The organism is Pseudomonas sp. B21-041 (assembly GCF_024748675.1).
Classification (GTDB): Bacteria; Pseudomonadota; Gammaproteobacteria; order Pseudomonadales; family Pseudomonadaceae; genus Aquipseudomonas; species Aquipseudomonas neuropathica.
In genome coordinates this window covers 852,700-876,429 of record NZ_CP087175.1, presented here as the reverse complement: position 1 = coordinate 876,429, position 23,730 = coordinate 852,700, and the positions used below count along the sequence as shown (strand labels likewise).

Below are 23,730 nucleotides of genomic sequence, written 5' to 3'. Positions count from 1 at the left end.
GTTGTGGTGTGCGTTGCGGCGCACTACGGCGCCAAACCCGCGCTGACGTAAATCCGGCTGTGAGCGCCGAAATGTCCGAGCAACCTGAACAACTGCTGGTTGAGTGCCGGGTGGTCGAAGTCTTCGCGTTGCAGCTGATTGCCGCTGCTGAAATCACTGCTGACGGGCACCGTTTCCAGCCACTGGCCGATGGCTTCGTCGAAGGCGGCGGAGTCGTTGACGGCTTCGGCGCTGACCACTTCGCGCAGGTAGTCGACCGAGTACGGCGGGTAGCTTTTGTCCTGAGCCACATCGGCGTAAGCCGCGAGCATCGGATGCGGCTGACCGGCACGCAGCACGCGGCGCAGCCAGGTCGACTGATATTTCTCCACTTCCATGTGCCGGGTCGCGACGCGCTCGATGGAGGCTTGTTTGTCGGCGGCGAAACCGGCGATTGCCTTGCCTTCCAGCAGAAGAAGATTGGCAAGGTTGACGCCCGGCAATGGTTTGGCGTGATACGGCTGGGTCAGGTCCTGAATGTGGTGCAGTCCCCAGCCGAGAAAGCGATACCCCCAATACCGATGACCGCTGGCAAACGCCAGTCGCGCCAGGCCCATGTACTGATACGCGCGCCAGTCCGGCCAGCTGCGTTCGAGGAAACCGGCAGCCGCATACACCACCGCGCTTTCGTGGAAGAAGCCCATATGAAACGGCGCCTGCGAGCTGTACTGGAAACGCGCATCGCCGAACGGTTGCGGGCCGAAGCCGTAGAGCGCGCCGACGTTGCCAGGGTTGTCGCTGAACAGATTGATGTCGTGGCCGTAATCCGGCTCATCAGCAGCGCTGGCGAGCACGGCCAGGGCTGCGACTTTTTCATGATCGGTGACCACGATGAAACGCTGGCGATTCCACGGTGACAGGGTTTGTTCGACCATGACTTGATTGGCCTGCAAATGTTCACGTTCGGGGAGGTCTTTACCGGGTAATGGCTGGATGACCATCGCCAGATTAATCTCGGGGTTGATGCGCAGTGCCGTGAGAAAGTCGTGGCGCAGATTGTCACTTGGCACCGCTGGCAATTTCAGGTTGTCAGGTCGTGGCGGGTACTGAGTGAAGTGCGCGCGGGCGAAGCTTTCCTGTTGTTCCAACAATGCCAGCACGGCCGGATATTGCTCGGTGAGAAACTGCTCCAGTGGCTCGACTTCAACCGCTGGTGCATCGCGCAACGCCGGCAGATCCTGCAACGCCAGATAGCTGCCGACCGTATGGTTCGACCAGCCCCAGGCGCTCGGGGCGGTTGCACAAAGCAGCAACAGGAGGAAGGTCAGCTTCATTGCTTTTCGTTCTTATTGGCGGTGCCGTGGGGGATGAGCCTAACAACCGCCCCCGCCGCTGACACTGTCCGATCTCACCAGAAAAAGTCTCCGATGGCGCCAATTACCCGATATCAAAAACACCACCGCCCCTGTAGGAGTGAGCCTGCTCGCGATAGCGGTGTGTCAGTCAAATAGATGTTGACTGACACACCGCTATCGCGAGCAGGCTCACTCCTACAGGGGATTTGTGGTGTTCTTTCAGGCGGGGTAACCGGTGATTTTGCGGATGCTCTGATACAGCGGTTTGAGTTGGCGATACATGCGCAGGTAGACCTCTTTGTACAGTTGCTCGTAGATTTTTTGCGCATCGGGTTGTGGGGTGAAGACAGCCCCTACTCTGGTCATTGAAGCGATCGCCGTAGGGAAATCCGCATGCAGCCCCAACCCCACCGCACAACAAATCGCCGCGCCCAGACCGGACGCCTCATACACATGCGGACGCTCCGCAGGCAGGCCGAAAATGTTCGCCGTCAGCTGCATCGCCGCATCACTCTGCGAGCCGCCACCGGCCACGCGCAACCGCTTGATCGAGACCTTCGAACGCCGCTCGATATTCTCCATGCCCTGGCGCAACGCATACGCCAGCCCTTCCAGAATCGCCCGATAAATATGCGCACGGGTATGCACATCACCGAAGCCGATCATCGCGCCTTTCGCCTCGACACCCGGCTCTCGAATCCCCGGCGACCAATACGGTTGCAGCATCAGGCCCATCGAACCCGGCGGCACCGCATCAACCAGTGCATCGAACAACTGCTCAGGCTCGATACCCTGCTCTTTGGCCTGCTGCATCTCGCGCAAACCGAACTCGTTCTTGAACCAACTGACCATCCAGTAACCGCGATAAATCATCACCTCGCAGTTGTACTGATCCGGCACCGCCGATGGATATGGTGGGATCAACGGGACGATTTCCAGATAGCGCGATCGGGTGCTGGTGATCGTCGCCGTGGTGCCGTAGGACAAGCACACCGTGCTCGCATCGACCACGCCGGACCCGACCACTTCACAGGCCTTGTCAGCCCCCGCAGCAATCAGCGGCAAGCCTTCGGGAATACCCGTATGGCGAGCGGCTTCAGCGGTGATGTAGCCGAGGGTTTCACCGGGTTTGTGCAGGGTTGGTAGTTGCTCGGGACGTACCGCCAACGCCTGCCATTTCCAGTCACTCGGTGCGGCCCATTTCAGCCGTTTGAAATCGAACGGCAGGTAGCCAACGCAACAGCCGATCGAGTCGACAAAACGTCCGCACAATCGATGGGTGAGAAACCCGGACAACAGCAAAAACTTGTCTGTTGCCGCCCAGACTTCCGGCTGATGCTGAGCGATCCAGTTCGCCTCGGCCTGGGCGCGAAAATAATCCACAGTCGCTTGCGCGCCGACCAGTTTGAACAGCCAGCCCCACGGCCCTTTAATCCCGCCTTCGACTTCGCTCTGGCGTTGATCGAGCCACAGAATCGCCGGGCGCAATGGCTTGCCCTCGGCATCGACGTTAATCACCGTACCGCGCTGCGTGGTCAGGGAAACGCCGGCAATCTGCGTACGGTCGATGCCGGTCTGCGCCCAGACTTGCTGGCACGCCTCCCCCAATTTCGCCCAGTAATACTCCGGATCCTGCTCGGCCCAACCCGGCTGCGTCGAGTAATACGCCTGCAACTCGACCTTGCCTTTGCCGAGCAGATTGCCCTGCAAATCGAAGAGCAGCGCACGCACGCTCTGGGTGCCGTTGTCGATGGCCAGCAGGTAACGCTTGTTCGGGTGGTTATCCATGGAGCTCTCTTCTGGGGGCATCAAGGCGTGGCATCCGGCAAACCGTGATGGCGTTGCCACAACGCCCGATAACGCTGTTCTTCCTGCTGCCAGTGTTCGTCGCTCCAGCCCAGTCGAGGCTGGCAGAGTTGGCGGATGGCGACAAAATAGTCTTCGCCACCGCGCGGCAACAGCAGGCCCAGACGCGTGCGGCGCAGCAGCAGATCGTCGAGGTGCAAGACCATTTCCGCTTCGCAGGCGAAGGCCAGTTCTGCCCACAACGTGTCCGTAGCATCGACCGTTTCGTGGCTGACTTCTTTGATCAGTTGCGCCAGCCTCGGCAGGTCGCGGCCATGCCGTCCGGCCAGGCGTCGCCACTGATGGTTGCTCAATTCAGGGATCGCCAGCGCAGGCACAGCGGCAAACACTGGCGCGGCGTCGTCAACGACAGGACGCTCGAGCATCGCCGCGCAGGCCTTAAGCACTTCGATGGCTTGCGGGCGAAACGTGGTCAGTTTGCCGCCAGCCAGGGTCACGCAACCGGGCTCCTGCCACAGCACATGCTCGCGGGTTTCGTTCGACGGTTTGTCTTGATGATTGCCCGCCGCACTGCCGACTACCGGACGTACGCCCGACCATGTCGACAGCACGTCCGAAGCGTTCACTTGCGCTCCGGGAAACTGTTGCGTGCAAGCCGCCAGCAGATAGTCGAGTTCTTCGCCGCTGATGCTCGCGCTCTGATCGAGATCCTCACGATGATCGAGGTCCGTGGTGCCGACCACCGTCGCGCCTTCCCACGGGAAAACGAACACCGGACGCCGGTCGCGCTCATGCATGAAAGTGAACGCCTGCGCCACCGGCAAACGCCAACCTGGCAGTAACAGATGACTACCCCGCAACGGCCGCAATTGCCGTGGCGCCGCTGCCGGGCGCAAGCGTTCAGCCCAGGCGCCGGTAGCCACCGCGAGCACGCCGCAGCGCAATTGCAGTGACGAACCGGCCTCGCAATCCTCGACCTGAACGCCACACACTCGGCCGTTTTCACGTAGCAGTTGTTCGACGCGCACGCCATTGACCACGAAAGCGCCATCGGCCCGCGCTTCGCTCAACACACGCATCACCAACCGTGCATCATCGGTCAGCGCATCGACAAAACAGGTGCCACCGAGCAAGTCGTTTTCCCTCACGCCCGGCGCCAGATAACGCAGTTGTTGCGCATCATGAAAGCGATGGCTGCGCCGTCCCGCCAAGGCGTCGTACACGCTCAGCAAACCGCCCAGTACACGAGGCCCGGGAAAGCCGCCGCGATAGTGCGGCATCAGGAAACTCATCGGCTCGACCAGCCCCGGCGCTTCGTCGAGCAAGCGCTGACGTTCGCGCACCGAATCGCGGGTCAGGCGCCACTGGCCCTTGGCGATGTAACGCAAACCGCCGTGGACCATTTTCGACGATCGACTTGAGGTGCCCCAGGCGAAATCGCGTTGTTCCAGCAGCAGACAGCGCCAGCCTCGACGCGCCGCTTCACGCAGGATGCCGGCGCCGCTGATACCGCCGCCGATGACGATCAGATCCCAGGTTTCCTCGGCCAGCGTCGGCAGAATCTGCTGGCGCCACGCAGCGTTCCAGTCCTGACTCATGGCCGTCACTCCGGCAGCAGCGTGCCGGGGTTGAGGCGCCCGGCCGGATCGAAGTGCTTGCTCAGCGCCTGTAAGGTGTCCATCGCCAATGCGCCCTTCTCGCGCAGCAGGTACGGCGCGTGATCCTTGCCGACACCGTGCTGGTGACTGATGGTGCCGTGGTTGTCGACGATGGTCTGGCTGGCCACGTGTTTCAGCGCTTTCCAGCGTGCCAGCGTCGCGGGGTAATCCGCTGCTGGGCGAAACACGTAAGTGGTGTAGATGCTCGAACCTTCGCCGTAGACGTGGGACAGGTGGGTGAACACGTGCACTCGCTCGCCTTCGGCGGCCAAGGCCTCGCGCAGGCTGTTTTCAACGAGGTTGAGCAGGTGGTCGACATTGCTCCAGTCAGTGGCGGTTTCGAGGGTGTCGACCACGTAACCGGCGTTCCACAGGTTCTCGCGCAGGTAGGGGAAACGGAAGCGGTTCTGCGCCCACTTCTTGCCGAGCAAGGTGCCGGTGAACACGCCGCCGAAGGCCTTGAGGTGTTGTCGCGCCTGTTTCAGCGACAGCGCGTTTTGCCGACGATTGCCGGTCACGCCGAAGGTCAGCAAGCACTTGCCCGCACCGGCGCCGCGCAGTTTCAGATACTTTTCCAGCCAGGCGATTTGTTGCGGATGACCGGCCAGCGCCAGTTGCGTTTCGGTTTCCACGGCGTTGGACAGGCGCAGCATCGACAGCGGAACGCGCGCCTGAGCCAATTGGCGGATGGCTTGCAGTGCCTTGGTCCAAGAGGGCAGAAATACACCGTAGAAACGCTCATCGGCAGGCAGCGCACTGACCCGCACCTGGACCTCGGAAATGATCCCGAAACGGCCCTCGCAACCCAGCACCACTTCGCGCAGATCAGGCCCGGCGGCAGAGGCCGGAAAGGTTGGGATATGCATCGGCCCGGCGAAGGTTTCCAGCGTTCCGCCAGCGAATAACTGCTCGATCCGGCCATAGCGCAACGACTGCTGACCGCTTGAGCGGCTGGCGACCCAACCGCCCAGCGTCGACAGCTCCCACGACTGCGGAAAATGCCCCAGCGTGTAGCCTTTCGCACGCAACTGACTTTCGACCTGCGGCCCACTCGCGCCGGGGCCGAACGTCGCCAGCAGGCTCTGTTCATCGAGGTCGATCAGGCGGTTCATCCGCGCCAGCGACACCGTCACCACTGGCCGCTCCGAATCCGGTGGATTGATGTGGCCGGCCACCGATGTGCCGCCGCCATACGGGATCAGGCACAAGTCTTGTTCATGGGCGAGCGCCAGCAACTGGCGAATGTGCTCGGCGGTCTCGGGAAAGGCCACCGCATCGGGATAATTGCCCAGCGCACCTTCGCGCAACGCCAGCCAGTCCGGCAGGCTTTGTCCCCGCGCATGCAGTAAACGGTCATGGGCATCGACGCTGTACAAAGTGTGCGCCTGCAACCGCGAATTCGGCACACGCGCCAGCGCCGCCTCTAGCGTCGCATCGGGCAGCGCGCGCCCCTCGCCCAGGCGCTCATGAAGAAACTCCGCGCCCTGGGCCGGCAGTTCGACCACCGTGGTTGCATCTCCCCAGCCGTTCCAGCGTCGCATGCGTGTGTCCTTCTTGCCGTCAGATCAGTGATATTTCAGGCCTCCATACTAGCCAGCGGCCGCCAAGTGTCACGGTCGCATCCGGCCAGTTCGTGTAGCCAATTGAGTCAAACGTCGCGCAAGCGTCAGCCATTTACTTTAGTCGGGGTTTCAAATTACCTTTCAGGCTATTTCGTCCGCCTCCGCTGCCGTTGATCAAAGGAATGGGATCATGCAATCGCTCGGCTACACCTCGGTTCCGCCACTGCTCAAGTACCTGCGCCATGCCGAACAACTGGGCATGGCCATCGAGCCGGCGTTGGCGGCAGCGGATTTGCAGGCGCAGCAGTTGAGCGACAACACCCTGCGTTTGCCCGGTGAAGCGCATGAACGCTTGCTGGATTATTTCTGCGAACACTCGGGCGATCCGCTGTTCGGGCTCAACGCGGCGAATTTCGTCCTGCCCAATTCGTGGAGCGTGCTCGGTTACATCACCATGAACTGCGCGACGTTGGGCGATGCGATGAGCCGGATCATGCCGTTCGAGAAACTGGTCGGCGACATGGGCGTCAGCCGCGCCGAGGTACAGGACGGCCATGTGCATCTGATCTGGACTTGCCGTTATCAGCGCCCGCGAATCCGCCGGCATCTGGTGGAAAACGTGCTCGGTTCGTGGCTGCACTATGCGCGCTGGATCGCCGACACGCAGATGTCGCCGGCCGGGGTCTGGCTCGAACATTCGTGCCCGGCCGAAGCGACACCAGCGCAATATGAAGCGTTTTTCGATTGCCCGGTGTTGTTCGATCAGCCGTATTCGGCGCTGGTCGTGCCGCTGGCTTATTTGCAGTTGCCGTTGCGCCAGGCCGATGCGCAGTTGCTGCGAACGCTGGAAGAACATGCGCTGGGCTTGATGGCGACGCTGGAGGATGCGTCGCTTGAGCAGCAGGTAAAAAACATCCTGCGGCAGTTGCTCAAGGAGGGGTTGCCGCGCAAAGAACAGGTCGCCGAACAGCTCGCTGTTTCCGTGCGCACGTTGCAGCGGCAATTGCATCAGGCGGGGACGTCGTATCAGCAGATTCTCGATGATTTGCGCCAGGAGCTGGCTGAGCATTATTTGCTCAATAGCACCTTGCCGATTCAGGACATTGCGCAGTATCTGGGGTTTACCGAACCGAGGTCGTTTCATCGCACGTTCAAGAGCCGACGCGGGATGCCGCCGGGGGAGTTTCGGCAGATGCATCGCGGGTGAATATTCCGGCCACATCGCTGGCAAGCCAGCTCCCATAGTGCCCAAGTCGTCCACAAAATCCATGGCTTGCACATAAACCTGTGGGAGCTGGCTTGCCAGCGATGGCGTCAGTGGCAGCCCAGAATTCCTACAGGTAAATCTTCGATACTTGAACGCAATAAACATCCCGCACCACAGGTGTTTAAAGACACTCAGCGTTACGCGAAACAGCCCACAAATCCTTGCGCCGTAACCTACGCCTAAGCCAGAATCCGCCGGCTTGTGCGCCCTGAGCATGCTGCGTAACTTGATTGCGTCACTGATTCCCAGTGATCGGGTTTAGTAGCCCGGCGGTAATTCTGCTGGTCGTACATTCATCACAGGTACTCGCGTACCTGAGCTTGATGGTGGCTGTACGCAGGGCGCTTCGGCGCGCCGGCTTTTAGCTGAGTTCCCCGGTCTACTAACCTGCGTACAGCTGCCACCCTTTCGTTTAGTAGCCAAAGGGTTGCCGCTCAACAAAGGGAACACAGCTATGTTCAAGATAACGCCAAACCCGCCGGTCACCGACCCGGCCTCCCCCTACGAATCCCCCGATTCAAAGAAATTCCACGAAGCCGCCGAGCGCGCGCTCGACCACTACCTCGGTCCGACGAACGCCGACCTCATGGCAACGCCCTACTCCCCCAACACGCTGTACATGGCCAACCCCGAGGCAGGCACCGAATCCCTGCTGGCCGACGCCAGCGAAACTCTTGGCTCGGCGACCGTCATGCTCAACAACCATGCCGCGCAGGTTGAAGGCACACACCGCAAGACACTGCAGGGTATTGCGCAAGTGGTGATGGTGGCGGAAATGGCCGTCAATCGCGTGTTGGACAGGTTAGTGCCGACCGAGTAACGAAAAAGCCCGCTACCCCAACTGGAAGGGTTGGATGGCGGGCTTCTTTTTGTGGTGTGTCATTTCCCCCTCACCCCAGCCCTCTCCCGGAGGGAGAGGGGGCCGAACGGGGGATCTTGATTAGATACGCCGACCTGAAAGTGCTGCCGTGAATCCACAATCGCTGCAGATTTTTCAGGTCGATGTATAGCGCCAGACAACTCGGTCGGTCCCCTCTCCCTCTGGGAGAGGGCTAGGGTGAGGGGGCAACAGTGGGATGTTCGCTAAATACACCGACCTGAAAGTGCTGCTGTGAATCCATAATCGCTGCAGATCTTTCAGGTCGATGTATAGCGCCAGACAACTCGGTCGGTCCCCTCTCCCTCTGGGAGAGGGCTAGGGTGAGGGGGCAACAGTGGGATGTTCGCTAAATACACCGACCTGAAAGTGCTGCTGTGAATCCATAATCGCTGCAGATCTTTCAGGTCGATGTATAGCGTCAGACAACTCGGTCAGTCCCCTCTCCCTCTGGGAGAGGGCTAGGGTGAGGGGCCAACAGTGGGATGTTCGCTAAATACACCGACCTGAAAGTGCTGCTGTGAATCCATAATCGCTGCAGATCTTTCAGGTCGGTGTATAGCGTCAGACAACTCGGTCAGTCCCCTCTCCCTGTGGGAGAGGGTTAGGGTGAGGGGCTGTTCAGCTCAGAGACAAATCGCATTGGTAAACACCAGCCGATTACCAAACGGATCAACGATCGTCATGTCCTGGCTCCCCCACGGCATCGCCTGAATACCCGGATGCGAAAACTTGTAATCCTTGGCCACCAACTGCTGCTGAAACGCCTCCAGCTCATCCGTCTCGATACGCAGCGCCGAACCCGGCGTCGCATCGCCATGGTGCTCGGACAGGTGCAGCACACACTCGCCACGGGACACCTGCAGATACAACGGGAAGTTCGCCTCGAAACGGTGCTGCCAGTCGATCTTGAAGCCGAGGAAGTCGACGTAGAATTCTACGGCTTTGGCTTCATCGAAGATCCGCAGGATCGGGGTGGTTTTGCCGAAGCTCATGGGGTGCTCCCTGACTGATTAGCCCGACAGTGTAGACGGGGTGGATGTCAGCAATTCGGCCTGTTGATGACTTTCTTTAATCTCAGAGTGCCACTATGAGACGTGAGTCAAAAGATCGCAGCCTTCGGCAGCTCCTACAGGTATATGCGTTCCACTATAGGAGCTGCCGAAGGCTGCGATCTTTTGGCGCCATCAAAATCAATGAAACCCTTGGCGCAAATCACCTTCGCGTGCCAGAAAACGCCCTTCTCTCCTGCCATTCGCCTGTCCATCGCGGTAACTCAACACGCCATTGATCCAAACCCCATCAATCCCCTGCGCAGCCCGTTGCGGATCACTGAAGTCCGCGACATCACGCACGGTCGCCGGATCGAACAACACCAGATCCGCCCAATAACCTTCACGAATCTCGCCGCGCTCCTTCAAACCAAACCGCGCCGCCGACAGCCCAGTCATCTTGTGTACGGCCGTGTGCAGCGGAAACAGCCCGACATCACGACTGAAATGGCCCAACACCCGTGGGAAAGCCCCCCACAGGCGCGGATGGGGGAACGGATCTTCGGGCAGTCCGTCAGACCCGATCATCGATAACGGGTGGGCGAGGATTCTTCGTACATCCGCCTCGTCCATGCCGTAGTACACCGCGCCGGCCGGTTGCAGGCGTTTGGCGGCATCGAGCAGCGGCAGATTCCATTCGGCAGCGATGTCGATCAGGTCGCGACCGCTGACCTCGGGGTGCGGCGTCGACCAAGTTATGGTGATGCGATGCGCATCGGTGACTTGCTTCAAATCCAGTGTCGATGAACTCGCCGCATACGGGTAGCAATCGCAGCCGACCGGGTGAGTTTTGGCGACCTCTTCCAACGACGCGAGCAGTTGCGGACTGCGCCCCCAGTTACCGACGCCGGCACATTTGAGGTGGGAAATGATCACTGGCGAACGCGAATGACGGCCGATGCTGAACGCTTCTTCCATCGCTTCCAGAACCGGGGCGAATTCGCTGCGCAGGTGCGTGGTGTACACCGCGCCGAACGCCGTCAGTTCTTCAGTCAGTTGCATCACTTCATCGGTGGAAGCGTTGTAGGCGCTGGCGTACGCCAGGCCTGTGGATAAACCCAATGCACCGGCCTCAAGACTTTCGCGTAACTGCTCGCGCATCGCGGCAATTTCATCCGGCTTCGCGGTGCGGAACAGGTCGTCCAGATGATTGCTGCGCAGCGCCGTATGGCCGACCAACGCGGCAACGTTCAGCGTTGTATTGGCCGCTTCGACCGCCGCGCGGTAATCGCTGAAGCGTGGATAAACGAATGCCGCCGCTGTACCGAGCAGGTTCATCGGATCCGGCGGATTGCCCTTCAGTGTCACGGGCGAGGCGCTGATCCCGCAGTTACCGACAATCACCGTGGTCACGCCCTGGCTGAGCTTGGGCAGCATCTCTGGCTGACGAATCACCACGGTGTCGTCGTGGGTGTGCACATCGATGAAACCCGGCGCCAGCACGCGGCCAGCGGCGTCGATTTCTTCTGTCGCCGAGGCATCATGCAAGTCGCCTATACGCTCGATGCGGCCATCGCGAGTCGCCACGTCGGCCTTGTAGCCGGGCACGTTGCTGCCATCGATGATCAGGGCATTGCGAATCAGGGTGTCGTACAGCATGTCAGTCTCCCAGCGGCAGGTGATCGTCGCCGCCACGGTATTCGTCGAGGGCGAGTTTGATCCGCCGCAGACGTTCTTGATTGTCTTCAGGACTGGCCAGCGCCAGCTCGGTGGCGAGCACGTCGATGGCGAGCAGCATGCCGTAGCGCGCTGCCGTCGGTTTGTAGATGAACGAGGTTTCTGCGCCTTGCAGCGGCAGGACGATGTCGGCCAGTTGCGCCAGCGGCGAATCAGCGCGGGTGATGGCGAGAATGCGCGCGCCGTAGTTACGCGCCAGTTCGACAGTTTCCAAAAGCTCCGGGGTGATGCCGGTCAGCGAACAGACGATAAGCACTTGCTCGGCGTTCAGGCTGGCTGCAGTGACGCGCATCATCACCGCGTCATGGCACACGGCAATCGGGTAGCCGAGGCGCACCAGGCGTACCTGCAATTCGTCGCTGCACAGGGTCGAGCAACCGCCCATGCCGAAGGCGTGAATCATCCGCGCCTGACCGAGCATTTTCACCGCATCGGCAAAGCGCGATTCGTCGAATCCGGCCAGATGCTGGCGCAGCGTGGTTTCGATATCGCCGACGATCTGCCCGTAAAACGCCGACTGCTCAGGCGTGCCCGCCGGGTCGAGAAATCGGCTGCCGACGCCGCTCGCCTGGGCCAGTTGCAGGCGCAGATCACGCAGGTCGCGGCAGCCCACGGTGCGGGCAAAACGCGACAGCGTGGCGGTGCTGACTTCGGCACGTTGCGCGAGGTCTTCGAGGCTGGCGCTCGCGGCGAAGCCAACGTCGTCGAGCATCAGCCGGGCGATGCGCCCTTCGCCGGCACTGAAGGAATCCTGGCGGGCGCGGATCTGGTAGAGGATGTCCATGGGCGGCGGGCTCCGGTTACAGCAGGTAAGAAAGGCCGACGGTCAGACCAAAAGCGACCAGCGAGATCAACGTCTCGAGCACGGTCCAGGTCTTGAACGTCTGCGCGACCGTCATGTTGAAGTATTCCTTGATTAACCAGAAGCCGCCGTCGTTGACGTGGGAAAAGATAACCGAGCCAGCGCCGGTCGCCAGCACCAACAGTTCAGGGTGTGGATAACCCAGACCAATGGCCACTGGTGCGACCACGCCGGACGCGGTGGTCATGGCCACGGTCGCGGAACCGGTGGCGACGCGCATCAACGCCGCGAACAACCAGCCCATGATCAGCGGCGACAGGTGGAATTCGTGGGCGAGACCGACAATCTGATCGGTGACGCCCGCGTCGACCAGAATGCGGTTCAAGCCACCGCCAGCGCCCACCAGCAGGGTGATACTGGCGGTCGGCGCCAGACATTCGTTGGTGAATTTGAGGATCGATTCACGGTTGAAGCCCTGGGCGATGCCCAGCGTCCAGAAGCTCAGCAAGGTCGCCAGCAGCAGCGCAATCACCGAGTTGCCGATGAACAACAGGAACTGATTGAAACCGCTGCCCGGGGTGGAAATCAGGTTGGCCCAGCCGCCGATCAGCATCAGCACCACCGGCAATAGAATGGTCGCCATGGTGATGCCGAAACCCGGCAGTTTGTCGCGCGGTTCGCGGTCGAGAAATTGTTTTTCCAGCGGGTTATCTGCCGGCAGTTGAATGCGCGGCACGATGAATTTGGCGTACAGCGGCCCGGCAATGATCGCGGTGGGAATGCCGATGGCAATCGCATACAGCAAGGTCTGCCCGACCGACGCCTGATAGGCCTGCACCGCGAGCATCGCCGCCGGGTGCGGCGGCACCAGCGCATGCACCACCGACAGGCCGGCGACCATCGGCAAACCGACCATCAGAATCGACACGCCGACGCGCCGTGCCACGGTAAACGCAATCGGCACCAGCAAGACGAAACCGACTTCGAAGAACAGCGGCAGACCGACCAGAAAAGCGATGCAGACCATCGCCCAATGCGCGTTCTTCTCGCCAAACTTGTCGATCAGCGTACGCGCCATCTGCTCGGCGCCACCGGACTCGGCCATCATCTTGCCAAGCATCGTCCCCAGCGCGACCACCAGCGCAATATGCCCCAGCGTCTTGCCCACCCCGGCCTCATACGCCCCTACCACACCCGACGGCGGCATCCCCGCCACCAGTGCCAGGCCGATGGAAATCAGGGTGATGACAATGAACGGGTTGAGCCGGTAACGGGCAATCAACACGATCAGCGCAATGATGGCGACGGCGGCATAGACCAGCAGCCAATAGCCGAAGGAAGGCGTCATGCGGTACTCCTCGAAAGGGTCACGTTCGAATGGGTTGTGAAACTCATAAATCATTTCGAGATCGAGATTTCAAACCACATGAAAGTAATTTTCGTGGAGAGGCAAGGGATGTCGCTAACAGATATGTTTTGTCTTGATTAATGAAAATTTCGGGGCGGGATTTACATACTTTTTCGGTGAACGAGAAACCAATGTGGGAGCGAGCCTGCTCGCGAAGGCGGCTTCACATTCAACATCTTTGCCGACTGATCCACCGCTTTCGCGAGCAGGCTCGCTCCCACAGTTTTGATCGCATTCCTCCAGACAGAATGCGTAAAACCTGTGGGAGCTGGCTTGCCAGCGATGATGGCTGCACATTCAACTTAAATGCTGACTGGCCGACCGCTATCGCTGGCAAGCCAGCTCCCACCGGTTCGGTGTCCAGCCATACGTTATATTTTTCAAATCCAGCCAAGCGCTATACTCGCCTGACAACCTCCGCGGAGTCCCTGCCATGAGCCCCACACCTCGCACCAAAAAAAAACTGACAACCGAAACGTTGATCCGCGCAGTTGCCAGTTCGACAGCCATCGAGACGGGTCAAAGCGTGGAGACCATTGAGCGCAAACTCAAACTCAGATCCAGTAAATTTCTGCATTTGTCCCTGGCCAAGTAGCCCCGCCTCAAGTCCACAACGCCTGTCGTACCCAATACTCCATGGGTTCGTAGTTGCATTTCAGCCCTTGGTTGATGGCTGCAAAATAAGCCTCTTTATTCCGCTCCCAACTGCTGTAGTCCAGCGGCACGTAGCCCGCCTGCACGGCCATGACATCCGCCAGTAATCGCGACAAGCGTCCGTTACCTTCACGAAAGGGATGAATCAGGATGAACTCGACGTGCGTGACAGCAATGGCGCGAATCAGGTTCTCGTCCAGATCGGGCCGACATGGCGTGTATTTGGAAAGACAGTCCCTTTCAAATACGTCGAGCAACCGAGGAATTTGCGGCGCAGCGGCGAAGAAAAATCCATCCTTGCCCAAATTTACCGCACGGACATCGCCCGCCCATGGATAGATGTTCCCGAGCCAGTGTCGATGCCAATCCTTCAGATCCTGAACAGTGATTGACCGATCAGGCAAATGCTCGATGAGCACAGATTGGTAGAGCTTTTCCAACAAAACCAGCTCTGCATCATCCATGTCTTCGGGTTCGATAACTCCCAGTTTATTGCTCAGCACTTGCTCATTCGAGCCGGGCTGAAAGCTGCTTTGCGCCCCTTCTGCGTCATAACGGTTAATCATCCTTGTACCTGCTGAACTGGCAATGTTCAGAGCACCATAGGTCTGACGTGACACAAGCGCAAAGCCCGAAACGAAAACGGCTGCACGATGGCAGCCGTTCTAAAGGGTGATCACAAAGCCCGGCGGGGCTCAAACTGCAATCACACCATTTCGTTACGAATCCATTCAACCACCGACGTACGCTTCGGCGCCCAGCCCAACAGTTCGCGGGCGTGTTTGCCGCGTACGCGGCTGTTGGAGCCGAGGCCGTAATTGGCCATTTCGTAGCCCCATTCGGCTTCGGCGTCTTTCAGTGGCCAGTCTTGTGGTTGACCCAGGTTCAGGGCTTCGGCCATGGCGGTGGTCATGTCGATGAACGATGCTTCGCCGCTTTCGACGAAGTAGAAAGTACCCGGTACGTTCTTGGTCAGCGCCAGCAGGTACAGGGCGACGACGTCTTCGATGTGCACGTTGGACCAGATGTTCTGGCCGGTGCCGACGTGGCGCACCACGCCGCTTTTACGCGCCTGTTTGAGCAGACGCGGCAATTGCACGCTGTCGCGGATAACGCCCAGGCTGTGGCCGTAGATCAGCGTGTTGCAGATCACCGCCGAGTTCACGCCGTCCTGCACCGCTGCGAGGATCAGGTTATCGATTGCCACGCGCGCAGCTTTGTCGACAGTCGGCTCTGGCAAGTTGTCTTCGTAGTAGATGACATCGCTGGACTTGCCGCCCGATGCATCGCCGACGATGCTCGAACCGCTGGTGTGCAGGAACACTTTGTTGGAACCGCGCAAAGCATCGAGCAGTGCTTCGACGGCGCCGCGATGGTCGCTGCTGGCGGCGTTGATTACTGCGTCGGCAGCACGGGCCTGTTCGGCGAGCAATGCTTTGTCGTCGAGGGTGCCGATGACCGGGGTCATGCCCAGTACCTCGAGCTCAGCCGCTTGTTCAGGGTTGCGCACCAGACCGGTGACTTGATGCCCGGCCTTGACCAGACCGCTAGCGATGGAGCCGCCGATAAAACCGGCAGCGCCGGTGACGAATACGTTCATGGAGAAACTCCCTGCGTGAGTAAGTGATGGGACGAGTATCTGCCCGTGAGCCGCAGGGAAAAACCCGCCCTCGACCAATTCACTCTTGCGCAGAGGTCACGAATCAGCCCTTGAAATCGGCGCTGGCGTAAGCGGCGAGTTTGCTCTGGATGAAGTCGAGGAAGCATTGAATGCGCAGCGCCAGTTGGGAGTTACGGTAGTACACGGCGTTGATCGGCTGGCGATAACCGCTGTTGAATTCGCCGAGCAGGACCTTCAGGCGCCCGGCCCGAATGTCGTCGATGGTCATGAAGTGCGACAAGCAAGCGATGCCCTGCCCTTCCAGCGCCAGATGGCGCACGGTCTCGCCGCTGGAGGAGCTGATGGCCGGGGTGATTGGCCAGCGGTCACCGTGCACATAGCGCAGCGGCCATTGGTTGAGACCTTCATTCTGGGTGAAGCCGAGCAAGGTATGTTCACTCAGATCGGCGACTTGCTGTGGCGCGCCATGCTTTTCCAGATACGCGGGGCTGGCGACGATCAGTAGCGGACTGCAACCGAGCGAGCGCGCGTGCAGCGTCGAGTCAGCGAGGGTGCCGATACGGATGGCGATGTCGGTGCTTTGTTCCAGCAGGTCAATGATCAGGTCATTGCTGTTGAGTTCGAGCTGGATGTCCGGATAGAGGCGGCGGAATTCGTCGATGTACGGGACCACTGCGTGGAGCATGAACGGTGACGCGGCGTTGATCCGCAGGCGCCCGGACGGCGTTTGCTGACGCGAGGACAGGCGTTCTTCGAGTTGATCCATCTGATCGAGAATCAGCTTGGCCTGTTCGAAGAAATACTTGCCCTCTTCGGTCAGATCCATGCGCCGCGTGGTGCGGTTGATCAGCGTGGTGTCGAGCTTGGCTTCCAGCTTCGACAATGTGCGACTGACCGCAGAAGGCGTTTGCCCGACCTGTTCGGCGGCGGCGGAAATCGAACCGCATTCGATCACGCAGACGAAAATCTGCAACTCATCGGATCTGGCTTTCACGGGTGTCCTCTTTGAAATCGCCAAGATCGCAGCCTTCGGCAGCTCCTACATGGAAATGGGTTCCTGTAGGAGCTGCCGAAGGCTGCGATCTTTTGCTATTACCACCGATAGTAGCTTGAAACACTCAAGCCTTGAGGCCAAACACCTCGGTCAGATGCTGCTCATAACGCGCCACATCAGCCTCGATATTCGGCCGTTTCATCACATCCACACAAAGGAACGTCGGCAACCCGGTCATACCGAGAAACTCGTTGGCCTTGTGGAATGGGAAGTACACCGCGTCGACACCTTTGGCCTCAAAGAAATCAGTCGGGTCATCGAAGGCCTGCTGCGGTGCATTCCAGGTCAGCGACAGCATGTATTGCTTGCCCTGAATCAGACCGCCGCTGCCGTACTTCTGCGACGCATCGGAACGGGTGCGGCCATCGCTGGCGTAGAGGCTGCCGTGGCCTTCGGTGAAGACTTCGTCGAGGTACTTTTTCACCGTCCATGGCGCGCCCATCCACCAGCCCGGCATCTGATAAATGATCACGTCGGCCCAGAGAAATTTCGCCACTTCTTCGGCAACGTCGTAGCCCTCGTCGATAAGGGTGGTTTTCACATCGAAACCGCCGCGATCCAGCACGCTCAACGCGGCTTCATGCAGGGTGGCGTTGTAGCGACCGTCAGAGTGGGCGAATTTTTTACCGCCATTGAGCAACAGCACTTTTTTCATGAGAAAGCCTCGGCGCAGCCATTGGGCTGGATGGAGAAGGGAAACTGGAATGGCGGCAGATTAACGATCCGCCTCGCGCGGAATAAGGCCTGATTGCGCAAAATACATTTGATCAAAAAGCACGAATCCATCGCCGATTGTTGCAATAACATCCGCGGCATTCTGAATGTGAGGAGTCGTTGTGATGAGTGAACGCTTGGGTTTTATCCTGCACGCCAAGACCCGCCCGGAACAAGCCGAGGCTTTCGAAGCGCTGTTTCGCGCCTACGTCGAACCGAGCCGCGCCGAGCCAGGTTGCATCGAGTACCACATGCTGCGTGATAAGGAAGATCCGACGCTGTTTATCTTCTACGAGATCTGGGCCTCCCAGGCGCACCTGGACGTGCATTCGAATTTGCCGCACATGAAGGCTTTCTTTGAACAGCGCATGGACTATCTGGAGCGCGATTTCGATATCCGCCAGATCGAAATGCTCAGCGAAGCCTCGGCTAACCGCTGATCAACAAGTGGGCGCCGAGCGCGCCCATACCGACAAAGAACACCCGTTTGAACAACACGGCGCTGATCCGTTCGCGCAGCCATTGGCCCAGCAACATACCGAGAATGGCCGGGATCAGCGCCAGCAGCGAAGCACTCAGTTCGCCGCCACCGAGGGCGCCACGCCAGAGCAATCCAGCGGCCAATGCCAGCGTCGAAACGGTGAATGACAGGCCCAGTGCCTGCACCAGTTGATCGCGATTCAAGCCCAGCGCTTGCAGGTACGGCACCGCCGGAATCACGAAGACGCCGGTGGCCGAGGTGATGACACCGGTGATCAAACCACACGCCGGCCCCAGCCAACCTTCATGGCGTGGATTGACGCTCAGCGTTGGCAGAAACAAACCGCTCAACGCATAGAGGAACAGGGCCGCGCCGAGCCCGCGCACCACCCAATGCCCGCCCGCCATGCCGATCGATAACGTGCCTATTCCGGTGCCGAGGAAAATCATCAGCAGCATCGGCCAGAGGCGTTTGATCAGTCCTTTCAGATGACCGCCGAAAGCAAGTTGCCAGACATTGGTCAGGGTTGCCGGGATGATCAGCAATGCGGCTGCCTGCGACGGTGCCATAGCCAGACCGAGCAAGCCCATGGCGACGGTAGGCAGGCCGAGGCCGATCACGCCTTTGATCAGGCCGGCGAGCATGAACGTCACGATGACCAGCAGGGACAGGGCTAGGCCGAGGTGTTGGTAGAAATCTGTGAGTGTGTGCATGGCGCTACTGTGCGCCAGTCGGGGTTGGCTGAAAATCTGCCATATACTGAGGGTGCCTCTCACTGGACAAGAGGCTGATATTTTTTTGAAGCTGTTGGCCTCATCGCTGGCAAGCCAGCTCCCACAGTATTTTTGTTGTTCACACATTTAGAGATCAACCCTGAAACCTGTGGGAGCTGGCTTGCCAGCGATGGGGCCAGCCCAGACACCACAAAAACCAGAGGCTGCCAATCATGCACTTCGATCTCACCGACCTGCGCCTCTACCTGCACATCCTCGACACCGGCAACATCACCGCTGGCGCCGTCCGCAGCCATTTATCCCTGGCCGCCGCCAGCGCCAGAATCCGCGCAATGGAAGCCTCGCTCGGCATCGATTTCCTCGAACGCGGCCGTCGTGGCGTCACCCCGACGCCGGCCGGTAAAGCGTTGGCCCAGCACGCGCGCATCCTCCTGCAACAGGCCGAACGCCTGCAGCAGGATCTGGCCGACTATGCCCAAGGCGTCAAAGGTCAGGTGCGTTTGCTGTGCAACACCACGGCGATCACCGAATACCTGCCGGAAGTACTCGCGGACTTCCTGCGCGATCATCCCAATCTCGACATCGACTTGCAGGAGTTGCCCAGCGCGCGCATCACCCATGCCTTGCGCCAAGGCGCGGCGGACCTCGGGATCGTCTCCGATGCGGTCGACACCCACGGTCTGCAGACCCGGCCCTTTCGCGACGATCCATTGGTGCTGATCCTGCCCCCTGAGCATGTTTTGGCGAGTCAGGCGTCGTTGACGTTTGGTGAAACCCTGGCGCACGACTATGTTGCGCTTGGCAGCCACAGCGCGCTGGCGATTCACCTGGAGGAACAAGCGCTGCACATCGGCCAGCGCATGTCGATCCGGATCCGTGCCGATGGCTTCGAGGGCGTCATGCGCATGGTGGCGCGAGGTGCGGGGCTGGCCATCGTGCCCAAGGTGGCCATCGAGCGCTGGGCGGCGGTGCACTCGGTAACGTGCCGGCCGCTGGACGAAGTCTGGGCGCATCGCACCTTGCAACTGTGTGCGCGGGACTTCGACCACCTGCCCGGTTACGCCCGGGCCTTGTTTGATGCGCTGGTGCCTTGACTCTACCGCTAGGGGCAGACTCTATCCTGCGAGCTTCATTTCAGGAGTACACACAATGAGCAAACGAATGCTCGTGATACTGGGTCACCCCTCCACCGACAGCTTTTGCGGGGCATTGAGTGAGACTTACGTTCAGGCCGCCAAGGACGCCGGGCATGACGTGCGGCTGCTGCGTCTGGATGCGCTGGAGTTCGACCCGGTCCTGCACGAAGGCTACAACAAGGTGCAGCCACTGGAGCCGGACCTGCTGCAAGCCCAGGCCGATATCACCTGGGCCGAGCACCTGACATTCGTCTATCCGATCTGGTGGGGCGGGATTCCGGCACTGTTGAAAGGCTTCGTCGACCGGATTTTCCTGCCGGGTTTCGCCTTCAAATATCGCGAAGGCAAAGCCTTCCCCGACAAGCTGCTCAAGGGCCGTACCGCGCATTTGCTGGTGACCATGGACACGCCGTACTGGTACTACAAATGGATCTATGGGATGCCGGGGCTGAATCAGATGCGCAAGACCACGCTGGAATTCTGCGGCATCAAGCCACTGAAGACGCTGACCTTCGGGCCGATCCTTGGCTCCAAGCCAAACCAGCGCGATGCCTGGCTGGAACAGGCGCGCGTGACCGCCGCCGTCTAAGGCTTTCCTGCCGCCTCAACTGACGGCGCACAAGCCGCCGTCAGTGCCTCTTCGGGCTCCCTTCTCAAGCCCGTCCGTCGCCTGTGCACGTCATTTACGCGCAGTTGCCATTTTCTGATGGTATTGGACATATAATCGCCGCCGATCCGGCATGACGCCTGATCGCGCTACGCTATGTTTGATCATCGAGACGGACCTTATGTATATCGGCAAAGCCGCCCAACTGTCGGGCACCACAGTCAAAAGCATTCGCCATTACGAAGAAATCGGCCTGTTGCCCGAGCCCAAGCGTGAAGGCAAATACCGCATCTACAGCCAGCAAAGTGTCGAGGTGTTGACGTTCATCAAGTGCGCCCAGCAATTGGGCTTCAAGCTCAAAGAGCTGCAGGTGATCCTCAACAACTACCGCGGCGACGAATTCCCGTGGGACATGGCGCAACGAGCCATTGCCGAAAAAAAAGCCGAACTGGTGACCCAGATCGGCGATTTGCAGCAATTGCATGATGGCCTTGAGGCGTTTGAACACAACCTCAACGACGCCCGCCAGGAATGTCAGTTCGAGCGCAGCGCCCGCTATGGCGAAAAAAACCCGGTCAATACACTGAACTGAAAACCCTGCTGCGCCGCATGACCGGGTTCGCCTGTCGTCTCAGGGCAGGCGCGCCCGGTCGTTGGCGAATCAGCCCGGTACCGCCTCCCCTTCTGTGCGCAGCGCTTGAACCGGCGCATGCACCGGTGCTATCGCCGCAAAGAACCACGGTGACACCAGCGTCACCAGGACAATGGTCATGACTCCGCTGGAAAACAGCGCCATCGCCACCAGTGCACCCAGATCGACAATCGGCTTGAAGTCGGAAAACAGCAATGCCATGAAGCCTACGGAGAAGATCACCACGTTGATCACCGTCGAGCGGCCGACGCTGTGCATCGCCTGCAAAATAGCCGCGTCGATCTCATTGCCCTGCTGCACCAGCAACTTGATCCGCGACAGCAGGTGCACCGCGTAATCCACCACGCCGACCACGAGGAACGTCACCAGCGTCGTGCCGATGTTCAGCTCAATGCCGAACAGGAACATGAAGCCATAGACCGTCACCGACGTGGTCAGCAAGGTCAGCATGCCGAGCACACCGAGGCGCACCGATTTGAGCCAGTACATCATCATCAGCGTGACGACCAGCAAGGCCAGGGAAAAACTCAGCACCTGGCCCTGAGTGATTTCCTGCAGGACGCCCGTCCAGATCAACGGCGTGCCGGCGTGGGTCACCTCCAGGTTGGCCGGTTTGTTGACCAGCAACCAGGCATCGAGGCGGTCGAGCATGCCCTGATAGTCGCTGGCGACCGACGAGGTCATGGTGTACAGGGTCAAGGCCTTGGAGAAATCGGCGTTGAGCACGTTGTTCAGGTCCGAACCACCACCGTTTTCGAACAGCATCACGTGCTGCTCGATCAGCGAATTGCCCGGCACTTCAAACTGCTCGACCTGCCCGTCGTCATTGACCGACGTGACCTTCTCAACGGCATTCGGTACGCGCAGATACTCCGGGTTCATGTCGTTGAGCACCAGGTTCATGCGCTTGACGTAGGTGGCCAGCGAGTAGCCGTAACTGACGTTCGGTTGCTGTTTGATGAAGTGGTCGAGCTTGTCGATGAACTGCACCACTTCGGTGGTCAGCACGCCGCGTGGTTCTTTGCTGTCGATCGCGATCCAGCCCGGCGCCGTGCCCGCTACTTTGGCGTGGTTGATGAACTGATCGGACACGCGAATGTGGCTTTCCGGCTTGAAGTAAGCGATGCCGGAGTCTTCGATATCGACGCGAAAGGTGAACACGGTGGCCAGCGCCAACAGCGGCAGCATGACCATCAGGATCGGTTTGCGAAAGCGGATCATCCAGGCACAGAACGCCACCAGATACCGCGAGATGATCGATTCCTTGTGTACCTCAGCCTTGGCCTGCTGCGGCTGATCCTTGCCCCAGATGGAAATCCACGCCGGAATCAGCAACAGCGAAATGATCAGCGCCGCGGTCAGACCGATCGACATGAACACGCCGAAATTGCGGATGCTGACAATGTTGTTGGTGGTGGAAATCATGAACGTGGCGATGGTCGTCACGGTCGTCAACACCACCGGCACCACCATCAAGCGCTGGGTTTCACGGTTGGCCTCACGATTGCTCTTGCCCGCGTTTTTCTGCTCGTAATATTCAGCCATCACGTGGATCGCATCCGAGCAGCAAATGGTGAACAGGAACACCGGTAGCACACTGGTCAGCAGGTCGAACGGCACCCGCAACAGCGCCATCAGGCCCAAGGTCCAGATGGTGCAGAACAGAATGTTGAACAGCGGCAACAGCACGCCCAGTGGTTTGCGGAAGAAGAAAATCAGCAGCAAGGTAATCAGCAAAAACACGATCGGGAACAGCACGGCCAGGTCGTGATCGATGATTTCCTGTTGCGCGGCGATGAAGATCGGCATGCCGGCAATGAAGATTTCGTCCTTGTACTCCGGGTGTTCGGCCTGATATTGCGCGACGATGCCGCGCACGATCTGATAAGCCCGCAGTTGCGCCTGAGCGTCGTCCTGCTTGGTGCCGAGTTCGGCCACCAGCATCGCGACTTTCTTGTCCTTGGACACCACCCCGTCGACCATCAATTCGTTGCCCATGATCTGCGACTCGACCAGCGCCGGGTCCATGTCATAGGCATTCAGGGTTTTGTGGATCAACAGCTCGCCGTCGTCGGTCAGGACGATGTTTTCCAGGTCGCCCATCGAGGCCATTTCGCGGATCGGGTTGATCCGCTCGGCGAGAAAGGTCAGGAACAACTGATCATGGGCGTCCCAGTTCTGGCTTTGGGCATGATCACGCAATGCCTTGGCGTTGGCGTAATCGTTCTGCGAAAAGCCATCCTCGAGAATATCCCGGGTCAACAACTGCGCACGGCTGTCGCCTGCATGCCGGGCGACGATTTGCGCCAACTGCTCCTTGTCGGCATCGTTGGCCAGAATCATCTTGCGCACCGATTGCGACATCGAAAACAGCGCGTTGAGCGTCGATTTGTTGAACACCGTTTGCGGGTTGTTCAGCGCCACCATGACCGAGTCGAACGTGCCGGTGAACTCACCCTGCAAATCGATGATGGTCTTGCGCGCCGGGTGGCTTTCCTTGAGCAGATAAGGGTTGGTGTCGGACACCAGCGCGCCCAGCGTATAAGTGAAATACGCCGTAATCGCCACCAGCAGGAAAACAATCGCCCGCGCATAGCGCTCGACGAAATTCAGATATCTTTCCATGATCATGCG

The 23,730-nt window shown here is 59.6% G+C and carries 20 protein-coding genes; 6 read left to right on the top strand and 14 right to left on the bottom strand.

The window, feature by feature from the left end; translation table 11 throughout:
- Positions 1-23 precede the first annotated feature (23 nt).
- From LOY43_RS03690 to LOY43_RS03675, 4 genes are all read right to left on the bottom strand, one after another.
- Positions 24-1,313 (bottom strand): phospholipase, encoded by a 1,290-nt coding sequence (locus tag LOY43_RS03690; RefSeq protein WP_258709220.1) that lies wholly within the window; start codon positions 1,311-1,313, stop codon positions 24-26.
- Between the two features lie 240 nt (positions 1,314-1,553).
- A complete protein-coding gene (locus tag LOY43_RS03685; RefSeq protein WP_258709219.1) occupies positions 1,554-3,122 on the bottom strand; it encodes an FGGY-family carbohydrate kinase in 1,569 nt (522 codons plus the stop codon).
- A gap of 20 nt (positions 3,123-3,142) precedes the next feature.
- The gene (locus LOY43_RS03680) at positions 3,143-4,738 is read right to left on the bottom strand and encodes a glycerol-3-phosphate dehydrogenase/oxidase (RefSeq protein WP_258709218.1); all 1,596 of its coding nucleotides are present in this window, start codon (positions 4,736-4,738) and stop codon (positions 3,143-3,145) included.
- A 5-nt stretch (positions 4,739-4,743) separates the two neighbouring features.
- The gene (locus LOY43_RS03675; RefSeq protein ID WP_258709217.1) at positions 4,744-6,339 is read right to left on the bottom strand and encodes an FAD-binding oxidoreductase; all 1,596 of its coding nucleotides are present in this window, start codon (positions 6,337-6,339) and stop codon (positions 4,744-4,746) included.
- Positions 6,340-6,550: 211 nt separating this feature from the next.
- On the opposite strand from LOY43_RS03675, the gene LOY43_RS03670 reads away from it, so the two are divergent.
- Complete coding sequence (locus tag LOY43_RS03670; protein WP_258709216.1) at positions 6,551-7,567, top strand: AraC family transcriptional regulator; 1,017 nt, start codon at positions 6,551-6,553, stop codon at positions 7,565-7,567.
- A gap of 514 nt (positions 7,568-8,081) precedes the next feature.
- Positions 8,082-8,447 (top strand): DUF6124 family protein, encoded by a 366-nt coding sequence (locus tag LOY43_RS03665; RefSeq protein ID WP_095049681.1) that lies wholly within the window; start codon positions 8,082-8,084, stop codon positions 8,445-8,447.
- 683 nt (positions 8,448-9,130) lie between these two features.
- Here the strand turns inward: LOY43_RS03665 and LOY43_RS03660 are convergent.
- The 8 genes from LOY43_RS03660 to LOY43_RS03625 form a co-directional block, all read right to left on the bottom strand.
- A complete protein-coding gene (locus LOY43_RS03660) occupies positions 9,131-9,499 on the bottom strand; it encodes a glyoxalase superfamily protein (RefSeq protein WP_095051026.1) in 369 nt (122 codons plus the stop codon).
- Positions 9,500-9,697: 198 nt separating this feature from the next.
- On the bottom strand, positions 9,698-11,155 hold the full coding sequence (locus LOY43_RS03655; RefSeq protein WP_258709215.1) for an amidohydrolase family protein: 1,458 nt from the start codon (positions 11,153-11,155) through the stop codon (positions 9,698-9,700).
- 1 nt (position 11,156) lies between these two features.
- Entirely contained in the window at positions 11,157-12,017 is an 861-nt protein-coding gene (locus tag LOY43_RS03650) for a MurR/RpiR family transcriptional regulator (protein ID WP_258709214.1), read from the bottom strand.
- A gap of 16 nt (positions 12,018-12,033) precedes the next feature.
- Positions 12,034-13,383 (bottom strand): GntP family permease, encoded by a 1,350-nt coding sequence (locus LOY43_RS03645; protein ID WP_095051052.1) that lies wholly within the window; start codon positions 13,381-13,383, stop codon positions 12,034-12,036.
- Between the two features lie 662 nt (positions 13,384-14,045).
- Positions 14,046-14,663, bottom strand: a complete 618-nt coding sequence (locus LOY43_RS03640) for a Fic family protein (protein ID WP_258709213.1) — start codon at positions 14,661-14,663, stop codon at positions 14,046-14,048.
- Positions 14,664-14,803: 140 nt separating this feature from the next.
- On the bottom strand, positions 14,804-15,697 hold the full coding sequence (locus LOY43_RS03635) for an NAD-dependent epimerase/dehydratase family protein (RefSeq protein ID WP_258709212.1): 894 nt from the start codon (positions 15,695-15,697) through the stop codon (positions 14,804-14,806).
- Between the two features lie 103 nt (positions 15,698-15,800).
- Positions 15,801-16,712, bottom strand: coding sequence for a LysR family transcriptional regulator (locus tag LOY43_RS03630; protein ID WP_258709211.1), 912 nt, complete (start codon positions 16,710-16,712; stop codon positions 15,801-15,803).
- 124 nt (positions 16,713-16,836) lie between these two features.
- Positions 16,837-17,427 carry an NAD(P)H-dependent oxidoreductase gene (locus LOY43_RS03625; protein ID WP_258709210.1) on the bottom strand — a complete coding sequence of 197 codons (591 nt, stop codon included), beginning with the start codon at positions 17,425-17,427 and terminating at the stop codon, positions 16,837-16,839.
- A gap of 184 nt (positions 17,428-17,611) precedes the next feature.
- On the opposite strand from LOY43_RS03625, the gene LOY43_RS03620 reads away from it, so the two are divergent.
- Positions 17,612-17,926 carry a putative quinol monooxygenase gene (locus LOY43_RS03620; protein ID WP_095051032.1) on the top strand — a complete coding sequence of 105 codons (315 nt, stop codon included), beginning with the start codon at positions 17,612-17,614 and terminating at the stop codon, positions 17,924-17,926.
- Here LOY43_RS03620 and LOY43_RS03615 read toward each other — a convergent pair.
- A complete protein-coding gene (locus tag LOY43_RS03615) occupies positions 17,916-18,680 on the bottom strand; it encodes a sulfite exporter TauE/SafE family protein (protein WP_095126597.1) in 765 nt (254 codons plus the stop codon). The genes LOY43_RS03620 and LOY43_RS03615 overlap by 11 nt on opposite strands.
- Positions 18,681-18,913: 233 nt before the next feature.
- Here LOY43_RS03615 and LOY43_RS03610 point away from each other — a divergent pair, with 233 nt between their 5' ends.
- From LOY43_RS03610 to LOY43_RS03600, 3 genes are all read left to right on the top strand, one after another.
- A complete protein-coding gene (locus LOY43_RS03610) occupies positions 18,914-19,795 on the top strand; it encodes a LysR substrate-binding domain-containing protein (protein ID WP_093442329.1) in 882 nt (293 codons plus the stop codon).
- Between the two features lie 55 nt (positions 19,796-19,850).
- Entirely contained in the window at positions 19,851-20,426 is a 576-nt protein-coding gene (locus LOY43_RS03605; protein WP_095051034.1) for an NAD(P)H-dependent oxidoreductase, read from the top strand.
- Positions 20,427-20,625: 199 nt separating this feature from the next.
- Complete coding sequence (locus LOY43_RS03600; RefSeq protein WP_258709209.1) at positions 20,626-21,036, top strand: MerR family transcriptional regulator; 411 nt, start codon at positions 20,626-20,628, stop codon at positions 21,034-21,036.
- Between the two features lie 69 nt (positions 21,037-21,105).
- On the opposite strand, the gene LOY43_RS03595 is transcribed toward LOY43_RS03600, so the two are convergent.
- A complete protein-coding gene (locus tag LOY43_RS03595) occupies positions 21,106-23,721 on the bottom strand; it encodes an RND family transporter (protein WP_258709208.1) in 2,616 nt (871 codons plus the stop codon).
- Positions 23,722-23,730 lie beyond the last annotated feature (9 nt).

What these genes read in the sequence shown, in the direction of transcription:
- LOY43_RS03665 (WP_095049681.1), top strand. Translation starts at nt 8,082, where the DNA reads ATGTTCAAGATAACGCCAAACCCGCCGGTCACCGACCCGGCCTCCCCC.
- LOY43_RS03610 (WP_093442329.1), top strand. Translation starts at nt 18,914, where the DNA reads ATGCACTTCGATCTCACCGACCTGCGCCTCTACCTGCACATCCTCGAC.
- LOY43_RS03685 (WP_258709219.1), bottom strand. Translation starts at nt 3,122, where the DNA reads ATGGATAACCACCCGAACAAGCGTTACCTGCTGGCCATCGACAACGGC.
- LOY43_RS03595 (WP_258709208.1), bottom strand. Translation starts at nt 23,721, where the DNA reads ATGGAAAGATATCTGAATTTCGTCGAGCGCTATGCGCGGGCGATTGTT.
- LOY43_RS03650 (WP_258709214.1), bottom strand. Translation starts at nt 12,017, where the DNA reads ATGGACATCCTCTACCAGATCCGCGCCCGCCAGGATTCCTTCAGTGCC.
- LOY43_RS03675 (WP_258709217.1), bottom strand. Translation starts at nt 6,339, where the DNA reads ATGCGACGCTGGAACGGCTGGGGAGATGCAACCACGGTGGTCGAACTG.
- LOY43_RS03690 (WP_258709220.1), bottom strand. Translation starts at nt 1,313, where the DNA reads ATGAAGCTGACCTTCCTCCTGTTGCTGCTTTGTGCAACCGCCCCGAGC.
- LOY43_RS03655 (WP_258709215.1), bottom strand. Translation starts at nt 11,155, where the DNA reads ATGCTGTACGACACCCTGATTCGCAATGCCCTGATCATCGATGGCAGC.
- LOY43_RS03605 (WP_095051034.1), top strand. Translation starts at nt 19,851, where the DNA reads ATGAGCAAACGAATGCTCGTGATACTGGGTCACCCCTCCACCGACAGC.
- LOY43_RS03640 (WP_258709213.1), bottom strand. Translation starts at nt 14,663, where the DNA reads ATGATTAACCGTTATGACGCAGAAGGGGCGCAAAGCAGCTTTCAGCCC.
- LOY43_RS03615 (WP_095126597.1), bottom strand. Translation starts at nt 18,680, where the DNA reads ATGCACACACTCACAGATTTCTACCAACACCTCGGCCTAGCCCTGTCC.
- LOY43_RS03625 (WP_258709210.1), bottom strand. Translation starts at nt 17,427, where the DNA reads ATGAAAAAAGTGCTGTTGCTCAATGGCGGTAAAAAATTCGCCCACTCT.
- LOY43_RS03645 (WP_095051052.1), bottom strand. Translation starts at nt 13,383, where the DNA reads ATGACGCCTTCCTTCGGCTATTGGCTGCTGGTCTATGCCGCCGTCGCC.
- LOY43_RS03680 (WP_258709218.1), bottom strand. Translation starts at nt 4,738, where the DNA reads ATGAGTCAGGACTGGAACGCTGCGTGGCGCCAGCAGATTCTGCCGACG.
- LOY43_RS03620 (WP_095051032.1), top strand. Translation starts at nt 17,612, where the DNA reads ATGAGTGAACGCTTGGGTTTTATCCTGCACGCCAAGACCCGCCCGGAA.
- LOY43_RS03660 (WP_095051026.1), bottom strand. Translation starts at nt 9,499, where the DNA reads ATGAGCTTCGGCAAAACCACCCCGATCCTGCGGATCTTCGATGAAGCC.
- LOY43_RS03670 (WP_258709216.1), top strand. Translation starts at nt 6,551, where the DNA reads ATGCAATCGCTCGGCTACACCTCGGTTCCGCCACTGCTCAAGTACCTG.
- LOY43_RS03600 (WP_258709209.1), top strand. Translation starts at nt 20,626, where the DNA reads ATGTATATCGGCAAAGCCGCCCAACTGTCGGGCACCACAGTCAAAAGC.
- LOY43_RS03635 (WP_258709212.1), bottom strand. Translation starts at nt 15,697, where the DNA reads ATGAACGTATTCGTCACCGGCGCTGCCGGTTTTATCGGCGGCTCCATC.